This is a genomic window from Streptomyces odonnellii, from assembly GCF_000981895.1.
GTDB lineage: Bacteria > Actinomycetota > Actinomycetes > Streptomycetales > Streptomycetaceae > Streptomyces > Streptomyces odonnellii.
Map to the genome: position 1 here is coordinate 1 of NZ_LATD01000117.1, position 15650 is coordinate 15650.

Consider the following 15650-nt stretch of genomic DNA (forward strand, 5'->3'; position numbering starts at 1 on the left):
GCCCCCGCCCGTACTCCCGGCACTCCCGCGGCCCGCGCGCGTATCGACGCGGCCGGCATCCTCCTGTTCACCGCCACCCTGGTCTCGCTGCTGCTGTTCCTCATGGACACACGCCTCGACCGGGTGTGGCTTCTCGCCGTCACCGTGCCGGCCGCTGCCGGGTTCGCCCTCCGCGAGCTGCGCGCCGCCGACCCGTTCATCGACGTGCGTGTCTTCGCCGGCAATGTCCCGCTGCTCGCCACCTACGCCCGCACCCTCGTGGCGTACACCGTCTCGTACTCCTTCATCTACGGCTTCACCCAGTGGCTGGAGGACGGCAGAGGCCTGAGCGCCTCCGCCGCCGGACTGGTCCTGCTGCCGACCTTTGCCGTCGGCATCGTCGTGTCGGCGCTCACCGGGCGCAGGGCTGCGGTGCTCGGCAAGCTGGTCGTCGGCGCCGCCGTCCAACTCGCCGCATGCGCCCTGCTTCTCGCCCTCGGCGACCACACGGCGGTCTGGATCCTCGTCGCCGTCACCGCCCTCCTGGGTCTGCCCCAGGGACTGATCGGCCTCGCCAACCAGAACGCGCTCTACCACCAGGCGGATCCCGCACGCATGGGCGCGTCCGCCGGCCTGCTGCGCACCTTCATGTACCTCGGCGCGATGGTCTCCTCGTCCGCGACCGGCGCCTTCTTCGGCCGGCGCGCCACCACCGCGGGCCTGCACGGTCTCGCCGTCTTCATGCTTGCCGCCGCGGCCGTCCTCCTCGTCCTCACCGTCGCCGACCGCTCCCTCGCCGTACCGGCGGCTCGCGAGACTGCGGACGCCGGCCACGCCTCCTGACGATCACGCGCCGGACGGCACGCGGCCGTACGACACCGTGCCGCCGTACGACACCGTGCCGCTCACTCGCCCGAGGGAACGACCCCCGGTCGGTCCGTCACCCCGCCCTTCAGGTACTCGATCATGACGGCGGACGCTGCCCCTGGCCGGATTCGCCCAGGCAGGGTCTCACCACCCGAACCCGTCTCTGTCTGAAGGAGAACGCCGATGAGGCGTGCAAAAACGTTTATCCGTATCGCCAGGATCGCGACGGCGGTCACCGTCGCCATGGCCGCGCTCACGATTCCCGCCTCCGCCGACTCGGAGCGGCACTCCGGAGAACACCGGGGCCGTGTCTTCGTCCAGACCGACAGCATCAGTGGAAACAAGATCGTCGCCTACCACCGTGCCGAGGACGGCACCCTGCACAAGCGGGGCGTGTTCGCCACCGAGGGCAAGGGCGGGATCCTCGAAGGCTCCGTCGTCGACCACCTTGCCTCGCAGGGGTCCCTGACGTACGACTCCCGCCACAACCTGCTGTACGCGGTCAACGCGGGCAGCAACACGGTCACCGTGTTCTCGGTGGACGGCGAGCGGCTGCACCGTAAGCAGGTCATCTTCTCCGGCGGTACGTTCCCCGTCAGCGTCACGGTGCACGAGGACCGGGTGTACGTGCTCAACGCGCGCAAGGGCGGATCCATCCAGGGCTATCGGCTCACCGAGGAGGGGCTGCGGCGTGTTCCGGAGTGGAATCGCGCTCTGCGGCTGAACACCGCGGCCGCACCGGAATTCCTCCACACCCCCGGCCAGATCGCCTTCACCCCCGACGGATCGCGGCTCGTCGTCACCACCAAGATGGGCGGCAACAGCATCGTGGTCTTCCCCCTCGCCCCTTCCGGCGCTCCCGCGCCCCGGCCCGTCGTCAGCAGCAAGAGCGGTTCGGCCCCCTTCGGGCTGACCTTCGACCGGCGCGATCGCCTCGTTGTCGCCGACGCGGGCCCCAACGCCGTACTGACCTTCCGTATCGAGAAGGACAGTGACGTCACACTTCTCGACGACATCCTCACCGGCCAGCAGGCGAGCTGCTGGGTGGTTCGCGCCGGGAACAGGTTCTACGTATCGAACGCGGGGAGCAACACCCTCTCCGGCTTCCAGCAGATCCGTAGAGCGCAGCTCAGAGCGCTCGGCAACACGCCCACCGGAACCGGCACCGTCGACAGCGCCGTCACACCCGACAACCACTTCCTGTATGTACAGACAGGAGGCGTGGGGGCGGTCGACGGCTTCCGCATCAACGACGACGGCTCCCTCACCAAGATCAGCACGACCCCGGTACCGGACGCGGTCGGCGGGGAGGGCATCGTCGTCCTCTAGACCGTGACCGAGCCTGGCCGCATGTGAGATCACAGGGCCGTGGCACCGGCCCCCGGTGCCACGGCCCTGTCATACGTCGGCCGTGTCCCGGTGGCCGCCTCCGCCCCAGTAGCGGCATCCCGCTCGACGCCGGACCGTACCGTCGAAAGCGGACCCGTACCGTCGAACGTCTCTGGCGCCGGGCGGCCCCCGCGCGTCAGGCGCGCTTCGCGGCGCGGGGGAGTATGCGTCCTTCGCGGCGGGCCGCGCGCAGGAAGAGGACGGTGGGTACGGCGCAGACGAGGACGGCGACGATGCTCGCCTCGGGGCCGAAGGCGCCGCCGGTGAGCGCGCTCGGGCCGGACGTCGTCGAGTGCACCGGACCCACCAGGGTGTCGTCGTTGCCGGAGACGGTGGTGCCGAAGATTCCCAGCTCGGCGGTGTTCCAGCCCAGGTGCAGGCCGATGGGCACCCACAGGCTCCGGGTGGCGGCGTACGCCGCGCCGAACATCAGGCCCGCCTCGACGGCGGTCGCCAGCCCGCCCCGGAACGTCGCGTTCGGGTTGATCAGATTCAGAAGACTGAACAGCCCGGCGCTGACCGCCAACGCCCCCCAGGTACCGGCGAGTTCCTCGACGATACGGAAGAGCACGCCCCGGAACAGCAGCTCCTCGGTGACCGCGACCGCGCACATCAGGCCCAGCACCGCGAGGAAGCCGACGAACGAGCCCCAGCCCGCCGTCCGGTATCCGCCGAACAGCCCGATGACGCCGATCGTCACCGTGAACAGCAGCACACCCCCGCCCGCGCCGCGTACCAGTCCGGCGCGCGCGTCCGCCGCGCGCAGCTCGTGGAGCGCGGTGCCGTCCGTGGTGATCTCCAGGTCCATCCATGCCTCGCCGTGGCGGACATGAACGACCGTGCGCTCGCCCGCCGCGTGCTTGAGCGCGTTGGTCAGGGACTCCTGGACGACCCGGTAGGCGGCCGTCTCCGCGGCGCTCGTCATCGGCCGCGGCTCGCCCTGCTCGACCAGCTCCACCGGATGTCCCGCCGCCCGCGACCGCGCCACCAGTTCGGGCAGTTCGCCGACCGCCGGTCCCCGTCGGGAGTGTTCCGTGTCGTCGGTGCCGTCCAGCGCTCCCAGCAGACAGCGCAGATCGCCGAGCGCGAGCCGGCCCGTATCGCTGATGGCCGACGGACCGGCCGCGACCTTGTCGTCCTGCCCGGTCAGATACCCCGCCGCGTCGGCCTGCACCACCATCGCCGTCACATGGTGGGTGACCACATCATGCAACTCGCGTGCGATCCGGGCACGTTCGGCCGCGACGACCGCTTCTTCCGCCCGCCGGCGCCGCTCGGCCTCTCTCACGGCCCGCGTACGTACCCCGGCGCCCACGGCCCAGCACAACGCGAGAACCAGCCAGAAGGTCACGAACTCCTCGAACCGTTCCGGTGATCCCGCGTTGTGCAGGGCCACCGCGAAGGCTACGTACGCGCCGGTCGCCGCCGCCGCGACGGCGGTCCGGCCCCGTACGAGGTGGGTGCCCGCGGCGTACAGGGCCACGAGCACACCGAGCGAACCGAAGGCCGTGGGGTAGCGCAGGAGCTGGAACGTTACGAAGCCGCCGCACACACCGCCAGACAGACCGCCGGCCATCGCCGCCGCACCACCAGCGGCACACTCTGCACCAGCAGCAGGAGGACGCCCGGCCCGTCCAGTGGGCAGTCCGGCAACTCGGCCAGGTCGACGCCCTGGTGGGCGGCCCCGGGTACGAAGGAGAACGTGACCAGCGCCCCGGCGAGCACGGCGTCCCTCCCCCGGGTCCACCGCTCCGACAGGAAGCCCGTTCTCAGCCACGCCCCTGCGTCCAGCACCCGCGCAGAACAGCGAAGAACGGAAGAACCTTGTCCGGATCTTGAATTGGCAGATGAACGGTGCGTGGCGAGACTTGGGCGGCACGACCGGCGAGGAGTGGGGGAGCCGTGACGATCGGGTTCGGTGTGCTCGGGGAGATACAGGCGCGGAGCGACGGCGCCGCCGTGGACCTGGGCCCGGCCCGGCAGCGCAGTGTGTTCGCGGCGCTGGTGGTGGACATCAACCGCACGGTGCCGGTGGAGGTGCTGGTCGACCGGGTCTGGGGACTCCGTCCGCCGCAGCGCGCCAAGCCGACGCTCTACAGCTATGTGTCCCGGCTGCGGCAGGCGCTGGACACGATCGCGGACGAGGCGTCCGCGGAAACCGGTGTGTCCATCGCGCGGCGGCCCGCCGGGTACGCCCTGCTCGCCGACCCGGGCACGGTGACGGTGGACGTACATCTCTTCAGGGATCTGGCAGGGCAGGCCGGAGCGACGGACGATCCCCGCGCGGCGGCCCTGTTCGAGAGGGCGCTCGGGCTCTGGCGCGGTGAGCCGTTCGCCGGGGTGGACACGCCCTGGTTCAACTCGCTGCGGGAGTCGCTGCTCGGGGAGAGGCACGCCTGCCGACTGGACCGCAACGACGTCCAGTTGCGCCGCGGGCACCATGCCGCGCTGCTGCCCGAGCTCGCCGCCTGCCATGACACGCATCCACTGGACGAGCGGCTGGCCGGCCAGTTGATGCTGGCGCTTTACCGGAGCGGGCGGGCGGCGGACGCCCTGCGCTGTTTCGAGCAGGTACGGCGCGCGCTGGCCGAGGAGTTGGGGAGCGACCCGAGCGACGAGCTGCGGAGACTGCATCAGCGGGTCCTCGTCAACGACCCGGACATCGCGGCGCCCGGCACGGCGCCCGACGCGGCACTCGCCGTGACAGGTACGACGGCCCCTGCCGCGGTGGCCCCTGCCGCGGCGGCCCCCGCCTCCGCACCCACCTCGGGCGCCCCGTCCCCACCGTACCGTACCGTGCCACGCCAACTGCCGTCCGTCTCACGGTGGTTCACCGGGCGTCAGCGTGAACTCGCCGAACTCGACAAGGTCCTGAGACCGACAGGACGGCCCGGTGCCGCGGTGTCCGTATGCGCCGTCAGCGGCAGCGGTGGCATCGGCAAGACATCGCTGGCCGTGCACTGGGCACACCAGAACACCGACCGCTTCCCGGACGGGCAGCTCTATGCCGACCTCCGTGGTTTCGACCCCTCCGAAGAGCCGCTGGCGTCCGCCACCGCGATCCGTGTGTTCCTCGACGCGCTCGGTGTGGCCCCCGGCTCGATACCGGTGGACCAGGAGGCGCTGGCGGGGCTCTACCGCAGCCTGGTCGCCGACCGGCGCATGCTGATCGTCCTGGACAACGCCGTGGACGCCGCACAGGTGGCCGCGCTGCTGCCGGGCGGTGCCGGCTGCGCGGTCCTGGTCACCAGCCGGCGCAGGCTGACCGGGCTCGCCGTCACCCAGGGGGCGCACCTTCTGCCGCTGGACGTGCTCTCCGTCTCCGAGTCCCGGGAACTGCTGGGCCGGCACCTGGGCGAGGACCGGCTGGCCGCCGAACCCGAGGCCGTCACCGCCGTACTGGAGCACTGCACAGGACTGCCCCTGGCCCTCAGCGTCGTGGGAGCCCGTGCCGCCGCCGGGGCCGGTTTCCCGCTGGCCGCGCTTGCGGCGGAACTCCACGACGAGTCGGCGCGGCTGGACGCGCTGGACGCGGGGGATCTGTCGGCGAACGTACGGGCGGTCTGCCATGTGTCGTACCGCGCACTCAGCGACGGCGCAGCGGAGGTCTTCCGTCTCCTCGGAGCCGCTGCGCCGGGCCCGGAGATCGGTCTGCCCGCCGCCGGAAGTCTGCTCAGCCGTTCCGCGACCGCGGCCCGGGCGGCCCTGCGGGAGCTGGAGACGGTCCATCTGGTGCAGCAGCCCGTGCCCGGCCGGTACCGCATGCACGACCTGATCCGCCTGTACGCCGCCGAGCGCGCCGCCCTGGACCAGCAGGAGGAGTCCCGTGCACGGGCGCTGCGGCGTGTCATGGACTTCTACCTGCACACCGCCTACGCCGGTCACCGGGTCCTCAGCCCGCTCCGGCATCACCACATGGAACTCGAACCGCCCCTGGACGGTGTGATTCCGCAGCCGATGACCGACCAGAGCGCGGTCATGGCGTGGTTCCGCGCCGAGCACACCTGCCTGGTCGCCGCACAGCGGCTGGCCGAACGCAACGGGTGGGACGTCCTGGTATGGCAGTTCGCCCGGGTGCTGGACGGTTTCCTCTGGCGGCAGGGGCGGCTCGACGATCTGGTGGCCCTGTGGCGTACGGGGCTGGCGTCCGCCGAACGCCACGGGGAGGCCGGCGTCCGCGCCTGGGCACACCGCCGGCTGGCCCATGCCCGGGCCCGGCTCGGCCACCACGACGACGCGCTCCGCCACGGGGAGTCGGCCCTCGCCGCGGCCGAGGAGGCCGGTGACCTCGCCGAACAGGCGCGTATCCACGACGTCTTCGCCTGGGCTTGGGCCAGACAGGGCGACGACCGGCAGGCCCTGGCCCATGTCCGGCACACACTGCGGCTCCAGCGCCTGGGCCACGACCCGGTGGCGACGGCGAACGCGCTCAACGCGGTCGGCTGGTACGAGGCGCGCCTCGGCGAGTACGAACAGGCCCTGGCCCACTGCGAGGAGGGCCTGGAGATCCAGGGGCGCCACGGCTTCCGGGACGGGGAGGCCTGCACTCTGGACAGCCTGGGCTTCATCGCCCACGCGGCGACCCGGCACGAGGAGGCACTCGCCTACTACCGCCGCGCGCACACCCTCTTCCATGACCTCGGCAACCTCTACGAGGAGGCCAACACCCTCGCCAACCTGGGTGACGTCCATCTCGCCCTGGGCGAGCCCGACGAGGCCCGTCACAACTGGCAGCGGGCGGTCACGCTCTACCACGCACAACACCGCGCGGAGGACGCCCGCCGTCTCCAGGACAAGCTGTCCCGCGCACCGCGCTGAGGGCACCGCGCTGAGCGCCCCATGCCGAGCGGTCTTCAGGGGTAGGAAGCGCGGTTGCCGGGCACCGCCCATGAGGTGCGCGCCTCATGGGCGGTGCCCGGACAGCCGGCCCGCGGCAGCAGGGGTCAGGACCGCGGGACCAGGTTCGTGATCTTCCAGAGCGAGCCCGTCCCGGTCACCTGGGTGGTGTAGGCGTTGCCGTTCCGGTCGAGCTTGAAGGCAAGGAAGTTGAGGCCGCGGATGCTGGCCACGGGTGTGCCCACGCCCGTGTCCGGATCGAGCCGCGTGACCTCGTTGCCGACCGCGAAGTAGACATGGTTGTCCGCCGCCACGGAGATGGACGTGGGCTCGTAGAACTGGGTGGCGAGGGTTCTCGTCGTGCCGGTGGCGAGATCCGTCCGCAGGATCCGGCCCGTGAACATGTCGGCGGTGTACGCCCTGCCGCGTCCGTCCAGCGCGATGCCCTGGGACAGTCCGAGGCCGGACGCGACGACACGTACCGTACCGCCGTCCTTCAGCTCGTACAGCTTGCCGCTGCCACCGGTCGCGTAGGTGGTGGTGCCGCTGTGGACGATGCCGTGCAGCGCGCCAAGTCCGGAGGCGAGGAGGCGGTGCTGTCCGGTGGCGAGATCGACCTTGCGCAGATTGCCGTCGAAGTCCCCGACGTACGCGCCGCCGGTGCCGTCGATGGCGATGCCGCGCAGATTGCCCAGCCCCTGGGCGACGGTGGAGCGCGCGCCCGTCACCAGGTTCACCTTGCGCAAGTCGCCGTTCTGGTACGTCAGATAGGCGTTGTCGTCCGTGTCGTACGCGGCGTCCACGGGCTCGCCGAGGCCGGTCAGCAGGGCGGTGCAGGAGGACGAAGGGCAGGTGACGACGGGGGCGGCGGCCGCCGGGGCGGATGTCGTCGCCAAGCCCGTGGCGGTCAGCGCCGTCAGGAGTACGGCTGCGGTCCGGGTGCGCCAGGAGGCGGCAGAAGTCACGGCGAGTTCTCCATTCGTGTACGGACAAGTCCGGCCCGGCCCGGTTCGGTTGAGGGCCCGGCCACTTGTCGGTACGGAGCACAGCCATCACTCGTTCAACGCGCAACAAAACCTGGCTGGAAGGCGCCCTGTCCGAATTATTTGTGCCCGGAAAACATACGTATTGCCGAGAAGATGGTAGAAAGGGGAATTATGCATGCCGGGCGCTGGTGGGCGGACCGCCTTGTGGAGCCATCGGGGCGCGGGCTGGTGGCCATCCCGCTCGTGCTGATCGTGGTGATCACCGCGGTGGACATCCACTCGCCGACCGATGTCCACCTCGGCCCGTTCCTGGTCATCGCGCCCGCCCTCGCCGCTTCGTTCGCCGGGCCGTGGCTGACCGCGCTGATCGGGGTGCTGACGGTGGCGGCGCAGGTGTTCATCGCCATCTTCCACGGCGGGCTCACCACGACCAATCACCTCGCGCAGATCACGGCGCTGACCGTGCTCTCCACTCTGGTGGTCTTCTTCTCGCTGGTACGGGCGCGGCGCGACCGCGAGCTCATTCGCGTACGGTCGGTCGCGGACGCGGCACAGCGCGTACTGCTGCGGCCTCCGCCGCGGCGGATCGGGCCGCTGCGGGTGGCCTGGCTGTATCTGGCCGCCGAGGACGAGACCCGGATCGGCGGCGATCTGTTCGCGGTCGCCCGCGCCTCCCAGGCGGGCACGCGGGTGGTGATCGGGGATGTACGGGGCAAGGGGCTGGCATCCATCGGCGAGGCGTCCGTGGTGCTGGGCGCGTTCCGGGAAGGCGCCCACCGCTGCGCCACCCTGCTCGAACTCGCGGCGGCCCTCGAAGGCAGTGTCAACCGCTGCCTGGCGGAGACCGCGGAGACCGACGAGGACGCCGGCGAGCACTTCACCACCGCGCTCGTCCTCGACATACCCGACCAGGGCCCGGAGGCCCGGATGGTCAACTGCGGCCATCCACCGCCGCTCCTGGTGCACGGCCGCGACGTCACGGTCCTGCACTCACCCAGTCCCGCGCCGCCGCTCGGGGTGTGCGAGCCGCCCGGGCCCGATCACCGTACCGAACCGTTCAGTCTCGAAACCGGCGACACCCTCCTGCTCTACACCGACGGCGTCGTCGAGGCTCGCTCACCGGCCGGAGCGTTCTACCCGCTGGCCGAGCGGGTCGCCGCGTTCCCGCCGTCGAGCCCCGAGACACTGCTGCGCCACATCCACCGCGATCTGCTCACCCATATCGGCCGGCACCCCGCCGACGACGCGGTGCTCCTGGTCATCGAGCGCATCCCCGCCCAGCACTCCCACATGCCGCACATCACGACCCACCATCCGCGCCGCTGAGTGGTCAGGCGCTGCGCCGGGCGCTGGCCGTCAGGGCGCTGCGCCGGGCGTCCGCCGACTCCACCAGCCGCTGGAGTGGCGGCTCGAAGTCCGGCGTCGTTGACTGGTTGGGACAGTGCTGACCGGTTGCGACAGTGCCGGCCGGGGCTTCGGGGACAGCTTCCGGATGCCGGGGCCGTGCGTACGGCCCGGCCGGGACCGGGAGGGAGAAGGCGGTGCGGGCGACATTCTCGCTGGGACGGATCGCCGGGGTCCGGATCGGGGTCCACTGGAGCGTCCTGGTCATCTTCGTACTCATCCTGGTGGGTCTGGCGCAGGGGCGTTTCCCGCTGGTCTACCCGGGCCACGCCGTGGGGCTGTACTGGATCGCGGGGCTGGTCACCTCCGTGCTGTTCTTCGCCTCGCTCCTCGCTCATGAACTCGCCCATGCCGTCGTCGCCCGGCGCAACGGGGTCCAGGTCGACGACATCGTCCTCTGGCTCCTCGGCGGTGTGGCCCGTCTGAGGTCGGAGGCGCAGGATCCCGGCGCCGAACTCCGGATCGCCGGTGTCGGCCCGCTGGTGAGCCTGATCCTCGGCGGGCTGTTCACCCTGTGCACCTGGCTGTTCCTGCTCGGGGACGTGCCCCGGCTGATCGTGGAGGCGGCGGCCTGGCTGGCGGCCATCAATGTTCTGCTCGCCGTGTTCAACGCCATCCCCGCCGCCCCGCTCGACGGCGGGCGGCTGCTGCGGGCCCTGCTGTGGTGGCGTACGGGTGACCGGCTGCGGGCGACGGCCGGGGCCACCGCGGCCGGGCGGGTCTTCGGCTGGCTGCTGGTGGTGGCCGGATTCGTCCTGTTCATCGCGACCCGTACCTTCGAGGGGCTGTGGCTCGCTCTGATCGGCTGGTTCCTGATCGCGGCCGCGACCGCCGAGGGCCGGGAGGCGCAGATGCGGAGTGTGCTCGCCGGTGTTCCGGTACGACATGCCATGACACCGGATCCCGTCACCGCGCAGGCCGGGCTGACCGTCGCGGCGTTCCTCGCCGACCCCCGGTACCGCTACCGGTACTCGGCGTTCCCGGTGACCGGCGAGCTGGGCGACGCGGCGGGACTGATCACCCTGGACCGGGCCCGGCACACCCCGGAGGACAAACGCGAGTCCCTGACCGTGGGTGACGTGATGCTGCCCCTGGCGGAGGTCACCACCGCGGCACCGGACGACCCGCTGGCGGACCTGCTGCCCCGTATGAGCGCGGGCGCGGACAACCGGGTCCTGGTACTGGACCGCCATCGCGTCCTCGGCATCATCTCCTCGTCCGACATCGGCCGTACGGTGTCCTGGCTGATCGCCGCGAAGCGACACCAGGTGGACCGGGGGGACCGGGACGGCCGGGGTGGCAAGGGCGACCGCGGCGGTTGGGGCGGCTGGGGGCAGCGCCGATAAGCCGACGGATTCTGCCGGTGCCGGTCCTCGGTGTGTTGTGCCAGGCACTGGAGTACGGGCCCACACCTTGGGGTGACCCACGCGCACAACTCATGGCTGACCAGCGCGGGACCGTGCTCTGCTGGCTCTGCTCCTCGTGGGAGGGAGCCATCGGAGAAAGGGGACGATCGTGCGCCGAAGGGATCTGCCAGCGGGTGGCTCGCCGCCGCCGTCAGTGCCGCCGCGCTGATGCTCGTACCGGGCCCGGCCCACGCCGACGGACCTCGGCAACCGGCCCGCGGTCATCTTCGGGCGTCAAGGCGCTCGCACTCGGCTAGACAGGGCCCGGAGCCCAGGCCCGGGGCCTGGGCTCCGGGCCCTGTCCACTCTCTGTCGGGCCGGGTCGGTATTCATGCCTGCCCGGCCCGTCGGCGTTTCCCGGGCCGCTCACCCGGCCGACCAGCGGAAACGCTGTCCTCCGGGCATTTGTCCGCCCCGGATTACACTTGAGCATCAGGAGGCCGCATGACACAAAGTAACCGTCCGATGTCGCGCGGTGCGTCATCCGATCCGCTCGGAGACGAACTGCGGGCAGAGCTGTCCAGAGCGATGGAACTGAACGGCATCGGCGGGTTCGTGTGGGATCTTCCCTCCGCGCGAGTCGTGCTCGACCCGAGCGCACTCGCGATATTCGACCTGAGGCCCGATGAATTCGACGAGCGGATATCAACGCTCTATGAGCGGATCATGCCCGAAGAGCTGCCCGGTATCAGAGCGCGGGCCGCCGAAATTCTCGCGAATCCCCGGGACTCGACAGGCTGCGGCAATTACTTCCGTGTCCGCCAGTCGGACGGCACCGTCCGCTGGGCCCACTCGCAGGCGGCCTTGCTGCGCGACGAAGCCGGAAACGCCGTACGGGCGGTCGGGGTCGTCCGCGCCGAACTCCAGTACGCGGAGAAGCAGTCCATTCTGGAGTCCGACCGGCGGCATCAGGCGGGCGTCGTCGAGGCGACCACGACCGCGCTCTCCCAAGCGCTCAGCGTAGAAGACGTACTGGCTGCCCTGACCAGTAACCAAATTCTGGGCCCGGTTGGCGCCGTGGGCATATCGCTGACCGTTCTTGAGCAGAACAGATTGCACCGACTCGCCTCCGCCGGTATGCCCCTTGAATATGTACGTGATATGGAGTACGGCAAGATCGACGACGACCGGCCGATCGCCGAGGTTTTCCAGACATGCAGTCCACTGTTCATCACGCGGGAGAACATACGGCTCAATTACTCGATGCTGTGGCCGTACATAAAGGGGACCGATTTCACCGTGTCCGCCGTTCTGCCGCTCATGGCACAGGCCCGGCTCACCGGCGTACTCGCGATTCTTTACGAGGAGAAGCGCGGTTTCTCGCCCGAGGAACGGAATCTGCTGATCGCCCTCTCCGCCACCGTCGCCCAGTCGCTCCAGCGGGCGCGGCTCTACGACGAGGAGCACGCCATGGCGGTCGGCCTCCAGCAGGCCATGCTCCCCGCCAGGATCGAGCCGGTCCCGGGCATGTGCGTCGCCGCGCGGTACCGGCCCGCGCGCGCCGGTCATCAGATAGGCGGGGACTGGTACGACGTGATGCCGCTGCCCGAGGGGCGTGTCGGCCTTGTCGTGGGTGATGTGCAGGGGCATGACATCGAGGCCGCGGCCGTCATGGGGCAGCTACGGACGGCGCTGCGCGCCTACGCGAGCGAGGGACACTCGCCGTCGTCGCTGATGTCCCGGGCCTCGACCTTTCTGCGCGAACTGAACACCGACCGCCTGGCCACCTGCGTCTATGTCAGTCTCGGCCCCGCCACCGGCCAGGCGGAGGTCGTGCGCGCCGGACACCCCAGCCCGCACATCCGGACCGTGGACGGAAGTGCCGCGCTGACCGTGGAGGGCGGGCCGCCGCTCGGACTTCCGCTCGGCCTGACCCCGGATCTGCCCGATCCGGGCGACGTTCCGTACCCCGTCCATTACCTCCACCTCGGCCCGGGGGAGACGCTCCTGCTGTGTACGGACGGGCTGCTCGAATTCCACGACACCGATATGGCCGCGGGCGAGCGCCAGATAGAGATACTCCTCGACAGCGGTCCCGGCGACCTCGATCAACTGGCGGAGCACATCGTGGCCTCCATCGAGGACCGGCAAGGCCAGGAGGACGACGTAGCCCTTCTCCTGGCCTCCCGTGCCCCGCCCGGCTCTGCCACCGCGTCCTGCTTCCAGCGGCACTCGGCCCGGCGATAGGGGCCGGTCCGTCAGCAGGCGGCCTGGAAAACCCCCTCGTCGGCGCGGCGCATGTCGAACGTCGGCGGATCGGGTATCTGGTGGTCCGAGCTCCAGGTGCCGTCGGCGTCGATGACGGCGATCTTGGAATTCATTCTGACCAGGTCGCCCTGCCATGTGCCGTTGAGCGTCTGCATATTGATATCGCCATCGCGCTTCGGGAGATAGAGATTGAGTGTGAAGCGGCTGCTGCTCCAGTTGTGTATATCTCCGGCGAAGCGACCGCTCGTATCCTTCCCGGCTGCACAGACTTTGATTTCACCGGTTACATCGCAGGCCATGGAACAGTTGTCGTCCCGGACCAGACGAAGCACTACTCGCCTTTTGTCCTCTGCTGTATAGGACACCTCCCCCTGCCAGTAGCCGGTCAACTGCGGCTTGCCCGGCAGGGGAAAGTCCCAGGGCGTGAGCACCATACGGCCCACGATGAGCAGGCCGAACAAACCGGCCAATATGGCGAAGCCCTCGACGGCTCTCCGCCGCCGGAATCTTTTCCGGCGTGAATAAACCCCACTGGTAGTCATATCTACCCCCCTCAGGACAATCACCGTAACAGTCGCTCTGTAACCGTTCCATGAAATCTGCGCTACCGCTCGGTGCCTGTCCCTGATACTCCCTGGAACAGCGGGGCACTGCCACAACGGCCGGACATGGCGCAGGGTGGAGCGACAGACACGTTCGACAGGCAGGAAAGGTACGGCCATGGCCACCAGCATTTCGGGCGGGACGCTCACCCTCGCGGACGGCCTCACGATCACCCGTATGGGATACGGCGCGATGCAACTCGCCGGTCCCAATGTCTTCGGACCGCCGAAGGACCGCGACGAGGCCGTCGCGGTGCTGCGTACGGCCGTCGAGCTGGGCGTCACCCACATCGACACCGCCGACTTCTACGGGCCGGTCGTCGTCAATGAACTGATCAAGGAGGCGCTGCACCCGTATCCGTCCGGCCTCCGTCTCGTCACCAAGGTGGGCGCGCGCCGCGGGAAGGACGGAAGCTGGCAGCCCTCGCTCGATCCGGCGGATCTGAGGGCGCAGGTCCACGAGAACATCCAGCATCTCGGTGTGGACGCCCTGGACGTGGTGAACCTCCGTATGGGTTCGCACGACGGTACGGACGACACGTCGCTGGCGGCGGAGTTCGGCGCTCTGGCGGAGCTGCGGAAGGAGGGGCTGATCAGGCATCTCGGTCTCAGCGCGGTGTCCGACGCACAGCTGACCGAGGCGCAGGGCATCGCGCCCGTGGTGACCGTGCAGAACCTCTACAACCTCGCCAACCGGCAGGACGACGCCCTGGTCGAGCGGTGTGCGCGGGAGAACATCGCCTTCGCGTCGTTCTTCCCGCTCGGTGGTTTCACACCGCTCCAGTCCGGCACACTCACGAGTGTCGCGACGCGCCTCGGAGTGTCATCACAACAGGCTGCTCTCGCCTGGCTGCTTCAGCGGTCCTCGACCAGTGTGGTGATCCCGGGGACCTCGTCCGTCGCCCATCTGCGGGAGAACGTGGCCGCGGCGGATCTGGTGCTGCCGGCCGACGCGATCGCCGAACTCGACACGATCGGTGCACGGTAGACGGCACACGGTAGGCGAAGCACGGTATGGCGGTCCCGGGGGACTGCCTGAGATTCCCCAGGGTTCCCGGCGGATCTGTTCCTGGGGACAACAGGGCCAGGCACCGGACATTTCCGGTCGCTACCGTTGCGGTCATGGACAGTGGCGACAACCGGATCGGTGAGTACCTGCGTGCCCGGCGCGGCCTGGTCCGGCCCGAGGACGTGGGGCTGCCCGGCGGCGGTCTGCGGCGGGTGCCGGGACTGCGGCGCGAGGAAGTGGCGATGCTGGCCGGTATCAGCGCCGACTACTACCTCCGGCTTGAGCAGGGCCGGGATCAGCGGCCCTCGCTGGAGGTCCTCGATTCGCTGGCGCGTGTGCTGCGGCTCGACGCGGAGGCGGCAGCCCATCTGCGCCGGCTGGCGCAGCCGGTGCCCCGGAACCGTACGGCACCGAAACCGGAGCGGGTGCCGCTCAGCATCCGCCAGCTCATGGACGGCTGGCCGGACAATCCCGCGTATGTGCAGAACAAATTCCTGGACATACTCGCGGTGAACACACTGGCGGCGGCACTGTCCCCGAACTATGCCCCGGGAGTGAATCTCCTGCGGGCCGTCTTCCTCGATCCCGCGGAGCGCGCCCTGCGCCGGGACTGGGAGGAGGCGACGGCGGAGGGAGTCGCGAGCCTGCGCACCCTCGTCGGGCCCGATGTCGACAATCCCCGGCTGGTGGCGCTGGTGGGGGAGCTGTCCGTCCGGAGCGAGCGGTTCCGGCATCTGTGGGGCCGCCATGACGTACAGCCGAAGAGGGGCCGTACCAGCAGGCTGTCCCACCCACAGGTCGGTGACATGGACCTCCAGTCCAACAAGCTCACCATCGGCGGCACGGACGGACTGATCCTGGTGGTCTTCAACGCGGAACCCGGCAGCCGGAACGCCGAACTGCTGGCGATACTGGGCAGCTTGACCGCTTCCGGCCGTACGGCCGGTGCGTCCGGCGCGGCGGC

12 protein-coding genes are annotated in these 15650 nt (G+C 70.1%); 8 read left to right on the top strand and 4 right to left on the bottom strand.

Annotated elements, in window-relative coordinates; translation table 11 throughout:
- Together WH07_RS12905 and WH07_RS12910 are read left to right on the top strand one after the other, a co-directional pair.
- A partial coding sequence (locus WH07_RS12905) for an MFS transporter (protein ID WP_046499707.1) occupies nt 1–822 on the top strand: 822 nt, incomplete at its 5' end.
- Nucleotides 823–1029: 207 nt separating this feature from the next.
- A complete protein-coding gene (locus tag WH07_RS12910) occupies nt 1030–2175 on the top strand; it encodes a lactonase family protein (RefSeq protein ID WP_046499709.1) in 1146 nt (381 codons plus the stop codon).
- 196 nt (nt 2176–2371) lie between these two features.
- Here WH07_RS12910 and WH07_RS36205 read toward each other — a convergent pair whose 3' ends face one another.
- Nucleotides 2372–3811: a CPBP family glutamic-type intramembrane protease gene (locus tag WH07_RS36205; protein ID WP_079023181.1), complete on the bottom strand. Its 1440-nt coding sequence runs from the start codon at nt 3809–3811 to the stop codon at nt 2372–2374.
- Nucleotides 3769–4029, bottom strand: a complete 261-nt coding sequence (locus tag WH07_RS36210; protein ID WP_079023182.1) for a DUF7134 domain-containing protein — start codon at nt 4027–4029, stop codon at nt 3769–3771. Before WH07_RS36210 ends, WH07_RS36205 begins: the two co-directional genes overlap by 43 nt.
- A 108-nt stretch (nt 4030–4137) precedes the next feature.
- Between WH07_RS36210 and WH07_RS12925 the strand changes: the two genes are divergently transcribed.
- Nucleotides 4138–7053 (top strand): AfsR/SARP family transcriptional regulator, encoded by a 2916-nt coding sequence (locus tag WH07_RS12925; RefSeq protein WP_046499711.1) that lies wholly within the window; start codon nt 4138–4140, stop codon nt 7051–7053.
- Nucleotides 7054–7178: 125 nt separating this feature from the next.
- Here the strand turns inward: WH07_RS12925 and WH07_RS12930 are convergent, their stop codons facing one another.
- The gene (locus tag WH07_RS12930) at nt 7179–8036 is read right to left on the bottom strand and encodes a Vgb family protein (RefSeq protein WP_046499713.1); all 858 of its coding nucleotides are present in this window, start codon (nt 8034–8036) and stop codon (nt 7179–7181) included.
- A gap of 192 nt (nt 8037–8228) precedes the next feature.
- Here WH07_RS12930 and WH07_RS12935 point away from each other — a divergent pair, with 192 nt between their 5' ends.
- The 3 genes from WH07_RS12935 (at nt 8229) to WH07_RS12945 (ending at nt 13054) form a co-directional block, all read left to right on the top strand.
- Nucleotides 8229–9383, top strand: a complete 1155-nt coding sequence (locus tag WH07_RS12935) for a PP2C family protein-serine/threonine phosphatase (protein WP_052744351.1) — start codon at nt 8229–8231, stop codon at nt 9381–9383.
- A 215-nt stretch (nt 9384–9598) separates the two neighbouring features.
- Nucleotides 9599–10807, top strand: a complete 1209-nt coding sequence (locus WH07_RS12940; RefSeq protein WP_079023183.1) for a site-2 protease family protein — start codon at nt 9599–9601, stop codon at nt 10805–10807.
- 504 nt (nt 10808–11311) lie between these two features.
- Nucleotides 11312–13054, top strand: a complete 1743-nt coding sequence (locus WH07_RS12945) for a SpoIIE family protein phosphatase (RefSeq protein WP_079023184.1) — start codon at nt 11312–11314, stop codon at nt 13052–13054.
- An 11-nt stretch (nt 13055–13065) separates the two neighbouring features.
- Here WH07_RS12945 and WH07_RS12950 read toward each other — a convergent pair whose 3' ends face one another.
- Nucleotides 13066–13617 (bottom strand): hypothetical protein, encoded by a 552-nt coding sequence (locus tag WH07_RS12950; RefSeq protein ID WP_157877331.1) that lies wholly within the window; start codon nt 13615–13617, stop codon nt 13066–13068.
- A gap of 178 nt (nt 13618–13795) precedes the next feature.
- On the opposite strand from WH07_RS12950, the gene WH07_RS12955 reads away from it, so the two are divergent.
- Both WH07_RS12955 and WH07_RS12960 read left to right on the top strand, forming a co-directional pair.
- On the top strand, nt 13796–14665 hold the full coding sequence (locus tag WH07_RS12955) for an oxidoreductase (RefSeq protein ID WP_046499717.1): 870 nt from the start codon (nt 13796–13798) through the stop codon (nt 14663–14665).
- Between the two features lie 134 nt (nt 14666–14799).
- Nucleotides 14800–15650, top strand: an 851-nt coding sequence (locus WH07_RS12960) for a helix-turn-helix domain-containing protein (protein WP_046499719.1), incomplete at its 3' end; no start/stop codon positions are given.